This is a genomic window from Aeromonas cavernicola, assembly GCF_002795305.1.
GTDB classification, from domain to species: domain Bacteria; phylum Pseudomonadota; class Gammaproteobacteria; order Enterobacterales; family Aeromonadaceae; genus Aeromonas; species Aeromonas cavernicola.
The window spans coordinates 1-9,813 of sequence record NZ_PGGC01000012.1 but is presented as its reverse complement, the minus strand read 5'-3'; the positions used below and the strand labels follow the sequence as shown (position 1 = coordinate 9,813).

Annotated in this window: 11 protein-coding genes; all 11 read left to right on the top strand. The window is 47.7% G+C overall.

All coding sequences use genetic code 11. The features are described 5' to 3' along the window. The first annotated feature begins 879 nt into the window (after window positions 1–879). The gene (locus CUC53_RS01825; protein WP_100292582.1) at window positions 880–2,436 is read left to right on the top strand and encodes a cytochrome ubiquinol oxidase subunit I; all 1,557 of its coding nucleotides are present in this window, start codon (window positions 880–882) and stop codon (window positions 2,434–2,436) included. An 11-nt stretch (window positions 2,437–2,447) separates the two neighbouring features. Then, window positions 2,448–3,584: a cytochrome d ubiquinol oxidase subunit II gene (gene cydB, locus CUC53_RS01820; protein ID WP_100292581.1), complete on the top strand. Its 1,137-nt coding sequence runs from the start codon at window positions 2,448–2,450 to the stop codon at window positions 3,582–3,584. A gap of 14 nt (window positions 3,585–3,598) precedes the next feature. Continuing rightward, window positions 3,599–3,715, top strand: a complete 117-nt coding sequence (cydX, locus tag CUC53_RS01815) for a cytochrome bd-I oxidase subunit CydX (RefSeq protein ID WP_100292580.1) — start codon at window positions 3,599–3,601, stop codon at window positions 3,713–3,715. Continuing rightward, entirely contained in the window at window positions 3,702–4,013 is a 312-nt protein-coding gene (locus CUC53_RS01810) for a cyd operon YbgE family protein (protein ID WP_167386652.1), read from the top strand. Before cydX ends, CUC53_RS01810 begins: the two co-directional genes overlap by 14 nt. A 103-nt stretch (window positions 4,014–4,116) precedes the next feature. Further along, complete coding sequence (gene ybgC, locus CUC53_RS01805; protein ID WP_100292579.1) at window positions 4,117–4,524, top strand: tol-pal system-associated acyl-CoA thioesterase; 408 nt, start codon at window positions 4,117–4,119, stop codon at window positions 4,522–4,524. Further along, window positions 4,514–5,200, top strand: coding sequence for a protein TolQ (gene tolQ / locus CUC53_RS01800; RefSeq protein ID WP_100292578.1), 687 nt, complete (start codon window positions 4,514–4,516; stop codon window positions 5,198–5,200). The genes ybgC and tolQ overlap by 11 nt, the downstream gene beginning before the upstream one ends. Then, on the top strand, window positions 5,201–5,647 hold the full coding sequence (gene tolR, locus CUC53_RS01795; protein WP_100292577.1) for a protein TolR: 447 nt from the start codon (window positions 5,201–5,203) through the stop codon (window positions 5,645–5,647). 5 nt (window positions 5,648–5,652) lie between these two features. After that, window positions 5,653–6,807 (top strand): cell envelope integrity protein TolA, encoded by a 1,155-nt coding sequence (gene tolA / locus CUC53_RS01790; protein ID WP_100292576.1) that lies wholly within the window; start codon window positions 5,653–5,655, stop codon window positions 6,805–6,807. A 92-nt stretch (window positions 6,808–6,899) separates the two neighbouring features. Next, complete coding sequence (gene tolB / locus CUC53_RS01785) at window positions 6,900–8,225, top strand: Tol-Pal system beta propeller repeat protein TolB (RefSeq protein WP_100292575.1); 1,326 nt, start codon at window positions 6,900–6,902, stop codon at window positions 8,223–8,225. Between the two features lie 48 nt (window positions 8,226–8,273). After that, window positions 8,274–8,801, top strand: coding sequence for a peptidoglycan-associated lipoprotein Pal (pal, locus tag CUC53_RS01780; protein ID WP_100292574.1), 528 nt, complete (start codon window positions 8,274–8,276; stop codon window positions 8,799–8,801). 12 nt (window positions 8,802–8,813) lie between these two features. After that, a complete protein-coding gene (gene ybgF, locus CUC53_RS01775) occupies window positions 8,814–9,620 on the top strand; it encodes a tol-pal system protein YbgF (protein WP_167386651.1) in 807 nt (268 codons plus the stop codon). Window positions 9,621–9,813: the final 193 nt, after the last annotated feature.

Genomic DNA, 9,813 nt, shown 5'->3' with positions numbered 1-9,813 from the left:
CCTTAACTGATCGGCATTACCGTTACGGGCGGCTTTTTTATCTCGGGTGGGCTCCAAAAAACGACTTCAGATGTGGTGGTAATAATCATCCAAGATGGTTTTTTCAGGGAAATATCGACCGAGTAAACAGTAAGCGAACAGCTGCGTTTTATAACCTGTTCAGCTGATAGAGCTGAACAAAGGCAAGTTTGTAGTAACGGATGGCATTGGTAATAAACATTTTCATCATCTATTCCCGTAAACAGGTGTAAAAAGCTGGCAAAACACAAATGACGAAGCAACGTTAACCAGCGAGTGCGTAAGAGGGTCATAACGGCGCGAAGTGTATGGTTTCGCTAGTATCACTACAAACAAGAAAAAACAAAGGTTTTGAATTAGTTTATCTAATGATTAAGGTGTCGCTTTCTCTGCATTTGAAAAGAGATTTGTGTCTTATCGAGTGCAAGCTGTTACAACTCAAGATTGAGTCAAGATGATGCTTACAAAATATTGTCAATTGATTTATTTGTCACCTGCTGTTGGTGGTTTTATGATTGTTTTTAAAAGTGTTTTTTATTTTTTGGTCACGAATTATCAGGATAGTTCATCGTTGTTCTCATTTGAGTGTTAGGTCTTGATAGATTGTGTAGATTGATTTCAATCAAATAAAGGTGATATAAAACTAAGCCTTCTGATTGAACACTTAAGTAGTTCGATAGGTTGTTTTAGGTTTGTTAAATATTAGTTTTTTTGTTCTTTTTGATGGTTTCATTGTTAATGCTTTTGTAGTGAAAGCGTGACTCACAATGAAAAATAGTGCGCATTAAGTTGAATGAATTTCGACACAAGCCTTGTCCTATAATTTATCAATAGCCGTGCCAATATCGGTGAGGAAGTACCATGATCGCTGAGCATGTGGTGGACTTGTCGCGGTTTCAATTCGCTGCGACTGCCCTTTATCACTTCTTGTTTGTCCCCCTGACGCTTGGAATGGCCTTCATTCTAGCGATCATGGAATCTGTCTATGTGATGACCAACAACCCCGTCTACCGGGATATGACCAAGTTCTGGGGCAAGTTGTTTGGTATCAATTTCGCTTTGGGTGTCACGACAGGTCTTACCATGGAGTTCCAGTTCGGCACTAATTGGGCTTACTACTCCCATTATGTCGGGGACATTTTTGGTGCTCCGCTCGCCATTGAAGGGTTGATGGCATTTTTTCTTGAATCTACTTTCGTCGGCATGTTCTTTTTTGGTTGGGATCGCCTCTCCAAGCATCAACATTTGGCCGCGACCTGGTTGATGGCATTGGGAACTAACCTCTCAGCGCTATGGATCTTGGTGGCTAATGGCTGGATGCAAAATCCAGTCGGCGCTGAGTTTAACTTCGAATCCATGCGCATGGAGATGGTGAGCTTCACTGAGCTGGTTTTTAATCCAGTTGCGCAAGTCAAGTTTGTGCACACCGTCGCTGCGGGTTACACCACTGGCGCCATGTTTGTGTTAGGCATTTCATCCTATTACTTGCTCAAGAATCGTGATGTGGCATTTGCTCGCCGCTCGTTTGCGATTGCTGCGGCATTTGGCATGGCTTCAATTCTTTCGGTATTGATTCTGGGCGATGAGTCTGGCTATGAGACTGGTGAGGTGCAGAAGGTCAAGCTAGCGGCCATCGAGGCTGAATGGGATACCGAGCCAGCACCAGCAGCCTTTACTTTGTTTGGTATTCCGAATCAGGAAGAGATGCGTACCGATTACGCCATCAAAATTCCTTATGCTCTAGGAATTATCGCTACTCGTTCGCTGGATGGTCAGGTCACCGGTTTAAAAGATCTCAAGAGCGAACATGAGCTGCGAGTACGTAATGGCATCACCGCTTATGAACTATTAACTCAGTTGCAGTCCGGCGATAAATCGGATGACACCCGCGCTCGTTTTGATGAGGTGAAACAAGATTTGGGCTATGGCTTATTGCTCAAGCGTTACACCAATAACGTGACCGATGCGACCGACGCGCAGATCAAGGCTGCGGTAGATGACTCTATTCCACAGGTCGCGCCACTGTTCTTCTCGTTCCGTATCATGGTGGCGTGTGGGGTATTGATGTTGTTGCTGATTGGTTTGGCATTCTATGACAGTGCTCGGCACCGTATTGGGGAACGGAAGTGGCTGCTTAAAGCGCTGCTGTGGGGGATACCACTCCCTTGGATTGCTATTGAGTGCGGTTGGTTAGTGGCAGAATACGGTCGCCAGCCATGGACGATTGCCGAAGTATTACCGACCTTTTTATCTGCTTCTAATGTACCAGCCTCCGAGATCTGGTTCTCTCTGATCGGTATCTGCTTGTTCTATACCGTATTGCTGGTGATCGAGTTGTATTTGATGTTCAAGTACGCGCGTCTGGGCCCGAGTAGCCTTAAGACAGGTAAGTACCATTTTGAACAGATCAGCGCGTAAGGAGTGTGACCATGTTTGATTACGAAACGTTACGTGTCATCTGGTGGGTACTGGTCGGCGTCTTGCTGATAGGGTTCGCCATCACTGACGGTTTTGATATGGGAGTGGGGGCACTGCTCCCCTTTGTTGGCAAGAAAGACGTAGAAAGACGCGTGATGATTAATACGATGGGGCCGCACTGGGAGGGTAACCAAGTATGGCTAGTGACCGCTGGTGGAGCCTTGTTTGCTGCTTGGCCTATGGTTTATGCCGCAGCATTTTCTGGCTTTTACATTGCGATGATCCTGACGTTGATGGCGCTGTTTTTCCGCCCAGTTGGCTTTAAATATCGTTCACTACGTGAGGATACAAAGTGGCGTAGTAACTGGGATTGGGCGCTGTTTGCTGGTAGTGCGATTCCGCCGATCGTATTCGGGGTGGCCTTTGGCAATTTACTACAAGGCGTCCCCTTTGATTTTAACCAGTTCATGATGCTCACTTATCACGGTAATTTCTTCGGGTTACTTAACCCGTTTGGCCTCCTCGCTGGCCTGATCAGCCTATTTATGCTGGTCACCCAAGGCGCTACTTGGTTAATGATGAAAACGGATGAACAAGTGCTAGCACGTGCGCGCACTGCTGCGATGATTTGTTCATTGCTAACGTTTGTGTTGTTTGGCTTCGCCGGTTGGTGGGTCAGCGGCATGGAAGGATATGTGGTCGTCAAAGCGGCTGCGACCGATGCCGTATCCAACCCAATGAATAAAGAAGTGGTGATGCAGGTAGGGGCTTGGATGAACAACTATAGCCTCTATCCATGGATGATCATTGCGCCGCTGCTTGGTCTGACCATGAGTTTTTTGACCACCCTATTTGCCAGACTGAACATCGGCTGGTTAGCGTTTACCAGCTCCTCGTTGGCAATTGCAGGGATCATTCTGACTGCTGGGTTCTCCATGTTTCCATTTGTGATGCCATCGAGCATGGCGCCGTCACTTAGTTTGACAATGTGGGATGCTACGGCTTCATTTAACACCTTGCAGGTAATGACGGTTGCCGCTGCTATTTTTGTGCCGATTGTGCTGGGTTATACCATCTGGAGTTACATCAAGATGTTTGGCCGAGTAACCAGTCAGCATATTGAAGACAACCAACAATCACTCTACTGAGAAGGTGTATTGATATGTGGTATTTCACCTGGATCTTAGGCTTATTGCTGGCTTGTGCGTTTGGCATTATTAATGCGCTCTGGCTGGAGCACACTGAGAATTTGGATCGCCAGATCAATGACGATAAATGATCGGCTCGCTTGGCTGGCTGCACCATTGGCGCGCCAGCCTTGGCAGGGATTACTGTTATTTTTGGCGGCTTTATTAGCGGTTGCGATCTTACAGGCTCCCCACTTGATCGCGGCTAATACTAGCGTCCATGGTCATTGGCTTGGCCTTTGGCTAATGTGGTCGGTTTGTTGTGGCATCATTCATGGGGTGGGATTTCATCCTCGCAGCCTTGTTGGTCGTCTCTTATTGCTCCCTTGGCTTGCTTGGCCCAGTTTGTTATATGGGCTCTGGTTAATGCGGTCATATTTCATTGCATAAAACGGGGGAATGCCTGATTTCCCTGCCTTCCCCTGCTTCTTTCCCATTCAGCCCTGCGCTATGATAGCCACCCATCTGACCGTCGAATGGATCACAGATTGTTATGGGGGAATGCTATGAGTTTCCGGTGCGTGTCTACTACGAAGATACCGACGCTGGGGGCATCGTCTACAACGCAAATTATCTTAAATTCATGGAGCGAGCCCGCACTGAGTTTCTGCGCACCGCAGGTGTCGAGCAAGACATATTGCTACAACAGGGATACGCCTTCGTTGTGAGCCGCACAGAGATCGACTTCCGCTCAGCCGCTCGTTTTAATGAACTATTAACCGTCTTAACGCAAGTGAGTGAAGTGAAAAGAGCATCCATGCGTTTTTCACAACAAATCCTCGCAACTGATGGGCGGTTGGTCACGGCAGCTATGGTCCAAATAGCCTGTGTCAGCCACCCGCAAATGAAACCTGTTGCAATACCTGAAAACATCAAGGGAGTGCTGTTAAGTGCACGCTGAAATTTCGTTTATTGGTCTATTTTGGCAAGCCAGCCTGTTGGTAAAGTTAGTCATGTTGACCCTGATGGGAATGTCTGTTGTCTCTTGGGCGCTGATATTTCAGCGCGCTAAAGCCATCAAGGCGGCCAATATTGCCTCTGAACAATTTGAAGACCGATTTTGGTCAGGGGTCGATCTTAACCGCTTATATCAAGAATCATCTTCCCGTCGTGATGATATCGAAGGCATGGAAGATATCTTCTACTCTGGTTTCAAAGAGTATGCCCGGCTGCTAAAGGCGGGGGCCCGTGGTCAAGACGCGGTGATGGATGGTACATACCGTGCTATGCGAGTCTCTCTTTCTCGTGCGGTAGATGAGTTAGAGTCTAACCTCCCAGTATTAGCAACTGTCGGCTCGATTAGCCCCTACATCGGCTTGTTTGGTACGGTATGGGGGATTATGAATGCGTTTATTGCCTTAGGCCAAGTGCAGCAAGCGACCTTGCAAATGGTGGCGCCGGGTATTGCAGAAGCACTGATCGCAACGGCTATGGGCTTATTTGCCGCGATTCCTGCGGTTATCTTCTATAACCGCTTCTCAAATAAGGTTGAACGCCTAGAGAACGCCTACGCCAACTTTATGGATGAGTTCACCACGATCCTGAATCGTCAAATTGCGCAACAGGGTGATAAATAAATGCAAACCTATCAGCGGATCCGGCGCAAAAAGGTAGCAGAAATAAACGTAGTGCCCTATATCGATGTCATGCTTGTGCTACTAATCATTTTTATGGCGGTGACACCAGTGATCACCCAAGGCGTCAAGGTTGACTTACCACAAGCAGAATCAGAGCAATTACCTGAGGATGCGAAGCCGCCCTTTATCGTGAGTGTCAATACGGACGGCGAGTATGTGATTAAAGCTGGTGAGGCTGATGATGAGCCCGTGCCGGCGGGCACGCCAGAAGCCATGCAGCAGTATATTACCGAGAAAGCGATGGGATATCTGGCGATTAATCAAAATGCCCCCGTCGTCGTTGCCGGTGATAAATCGGTCCGTTACGAAGAGGTCATTTTGTTAATGGTTGCACTTAAGAACGCAGGTGTGCCTCAGGTTGGCCTGATGACAGATCCGGTAAACTGACGGAGATGGATGTGAAGCGTGGTATTTCCGGTTACGTTATTGTATCAATTCTGCTGCACCTGATTATCGGCATCATCCTGTTTGTCGGGCTTGATTTTAGTAAGCCGAAGCGTCCCGAATCGAAGGGGGAAATTGTCAATGCGGTTATGCTCGATGAAAACTTTCTCAATGAGCAGGCTAAGCAAATCCAGCAGCAGAAATCTCAGCCTAAACCTCAGAAAGTAGAGAAAGAAAAGGATAACGAAGATACGGATATCGCAAAGCGTGAGCTGGCCATGCAGCAAGAGCGGCTGCGCATTGCCGAGGTAAAGCGTAAGGAAGCTGAAGCAGCTACCCGTAAAGCAGAGGCTGAAAAACAGAAAAAGGTTGCAGAGCAAAAGCAGGCCGAAGAGAAAGCAAAAAAAGCAGAGCAAGCTCGCAAACTCGAAGAGCAAAAAGCCAAAAAGGCGGAGGCTGAACGTAAGGCTGCAGAGGCAGAGAGCAAGGCGCTGGCCTTAAAGAAAAAGGAGCAAGAGAAAAAAGAGGCAGAAGAGCAAGCCAAAGCTGCTGCCGCTAAAGCAAAACAAGCAGAAGCAGACAAGAAGGCTAAGCAAGAGGCAGAGCAAAAGGCAAAGGTTGAGGCCGAGAAAAAGGTGAAGGCAGAAGCAGAAAAGAGAGCGAAAGCTGAGGCTGAGAAGAAAGCAAAAGAAGAGGCAGCAAAAAAGGCAAAAGCTGACGCAGAGAGAAAAGCGAAAGCCGAAGCTGAAAAACAGGCCAAAATTGCGGCAGAGCGTAAGCGTAAAGCTGCCGAAGAGGCCAAGTTGCAAAAAGAGATGGAAGCCATGATGCAGCAGCAAATGGCTGCGGAGGCGAATGCCCGTAGTCAGGCGGCATCTGCCGCAGCAAAAGGTGAGGTTGATAAATATGCCGCGCTCATCAAAGCAACCGTTGAACGCTACATGATTTTAGACCCAACCATGCGGGGCAAAACATGCACTATTGGTGTACGTCTTGCCAGTTCTGGTTTTGTCATTTCAGTGGATAATGGCCAAGGTGATCCTGCTGTGTGTCGTTCTGGCAAGGCGGCTGTGCTGAAAGCAAATCAACTACCGGTGCCGAAAGATCCCGCAGCGTTCGAGATGTTGAAGGAGTTTAATCTTAAGTTAGAGCCGAGCATCTAGGCATGATAAAACGTGCTTATCGACAGGTGAGCTGCGTTTTGCTGAGAAAGGAATGTAACCTCCCATTTTTATTGGAATCGAGTATTTAAGCCATGATCAGAAAAGTATTTTTTGCTTTGGTGGGCTATCTATTGCTAAGCCAGAGTGCTCAAGCGGCGTTGGACATTGTTATCACCGGCGGTATTGATAGTGCTCGGCCTATTGCAATAGCCCCTTTTAAGTGGGAGGGCAATGGCCAGTTGCCGCAAGATATTGCGGAGGTCGTTTCTAACGACTTGATGCGTAGCGGGAAATTTAAACCGCTTGGTCGTGGCCAGATGCCACAAACGCCGAGCAACAGTGGTGAGATCAATTTTGCTCCTTGGGCCGCACAAGGCATTGAGGCTGTCGTTGTTGGGTCGGTGACGGCCGTAGGGGATGGTTCTTATAAAATAAACTTCGAGTTAGTGGATGTTCTTAAAGGGCAGCTTGCTAAAACGCAGGGAGCTGAGAGTAATGGTTATATTCTAGATAGTCGAATGGCGACCATTCCTGGCGCCCAGATGCGTCAGTTTGCGCACCGTATTTCTGACATCGTTTATGAGCGACTCACCGGTGAGCGCGGTGCGTTCCTGACCCGGCTTGCGTATGTTTCGGTTCAACAGGGAACCCAATTCCCCTACCAGCTGCGGATCTCTGACTACGATGGTTACAACGAGAAGACGTTACTTCGCTCTCGTGAGCCGCTGATGTCGCCTTCTTGGTCACCAGATGGTAGTAAGTTAGCCTATGTCAGCTTCGAAAACCAAAAATCCGAAGTTTATGTTCAAGATATCTATACCCAACAGCGCAGCTTGCTCACTAGTTTTCGGGGCATTAATGGTGCACCTGAATGGTCCCCTGATGGGCGCCGTTTAGCGGTTGTATTATCTAAAGATGGCCAACCAGATCTTTATGTTGTTGATGTAGCGAGTAAGCAGCTAACACGGGTGACGAATAACCGCACGATTGATACTGAACCTTCTTGGATGCCTGATGGGCAAACTTTGCTATTCACCTCTGAACGTGGTGGCAAACCCCAGATTTATAGCGTAAATTTGTCGACTGGCGATACTCGCCGCATGACTTGGGAAGGTGAATCCAACCAAGGCGCATCAATTACCCCTGACGGAAAGTCAATGGTGATGGTTACCCGGGTTCAGGGGCAATATCGAATTGCCCGCCAGGACATGGAAACAGGCGCTTTACTGGTATTAACTCAGAGCGCTCTCGATGAATCGCCAAGTGTGGCACCCAATGGCAGCATGATTATCTATGCCACCATCTATCAAGGTCGTAAGAGTTTAGCGTTGGTGTCGACTGATGGTCGCTTCAAGGCCGTGCTCCCGACGAATAGCGGTGAGATTCGTGCACCAGCTTGGTCGCCCTTCTTGAATTGATATAATTCGATTGTTTTTTGTTTTGTTATAAAGGTTTAAGGAAAGAATATGCAACTCAATAAACTGCTCAAGGGCCTCGCCATTGCACTACCACTGTTCACTTTGGCTGCTTGTAGCTCCTCTTCTGATTCGGATGCTGCTGGTTCAGAGTCTGGTATGACTGATGGCAGCATGGGCGGCATACAGACTGGCGGCGCAGGTGGCCTGTTGTCTCCAGAAGATCAGATGCGTCAAAAATTCGAAGCGCTGCAGCGTGATAACGTAATTTACTTCCCGTACGACGGTTATGATATTCAAGGGCAATATGCAGACTTGCTTGATGCTCATGCAAGCTATTTGCGTGAGCGTCCAAGTGTGAAAGTATTGATTGAGGGACATGCCGACGAACGCGGTACTCCAGAATATAACATCGCATTGGGTGAGCGCCGCGCTAAAGCAGTGGCTAAATATTTGCAGACATTGGGTGTGCAAGCTGAACAGCTCTCTATCGTTAGCTATGGCGAAGAGAAACCGCTTGATTTGTCTCATACTGAGGATGCCTTTGCTAAGAATCGCCGCGCGGTTTTAGTTTATTAAGGTTTGATAAACATGAATGTTATGTATAGACAGGCGGCCATCTTGATGGCCGTTTTATTTGCGGTTACCGTCGATGCTGCGGCGCCAGTGAGTGACTTAAGTGGTAGTTCCGGAGGGAATGTTGTTCTCAGTGGTAATAATGGCGCTATTGTACCTACAGGTAGCCTAGAGGAGCGTGTTGCCCTGTTAGAGCGGACATTTAATGCGAGATTACGCTTACAGGCAGAATTGCAACAGCAAGTCGACTCCTTACAAGGTGAGGTCTCCGAACTACGCGGTCAGTTGGAGCAACAGACTTACCAAATGGAGCAATCGCAAGAGCGTCAGCGTCAGCTCTATCAGGAGCTTGATAAAGTCACCCGTAGTCAGCAACCCCCTCCACCCTCTATAACTCCTCCTTCTGGTGCGGCAACGCCGGCAGCGGCTGCTAATTACTCATCTAACCAAGATGAGAATCAAGCCTATGATGCTGCTGTAAATATGGTGCTTAAAGATAAAGCCTACGACAAGGCTATACCTGCTTTTGAGCGCTTCATCACGCAGTACCCAAACTCTGGTTATGTGCCAAATGCGCATTACTGGCTTGGCCAGTTGCTGTTTAATAAGGGAGATAGAGTTAGCGCTGCAGCTCAGTTTTCGACTGTTGCTAACAAATACAGTAACTCACCTAAGCGAGCTGATGCGCTATTCAAATTAGGTATGCTCTCTCAGCTTGATGGAAAGACGGCAGAAGCTAAGTCTTTTTATGAGCAAGTGATAAAAGGGTATCCCAATACCTCACCGGCGCAATTGGCCAAGCAAAGTTTGAGCAAACTGTAACATTTGTATGTGTCATGATGTCATAAGTGTTTTCAGAAACAGTGACATCACTTGTATGCACAATGAGCAAACAGATTTAAATTACGAACTTTCTATTGCACCAAGAATTTAAATCCGTATTATAGGCCGCCGTCAGAGCCGAAGCCTTAGCGCCATTGGTTTTGGCCTTGGTGAGGGTCGTTAGCTCAGTCGG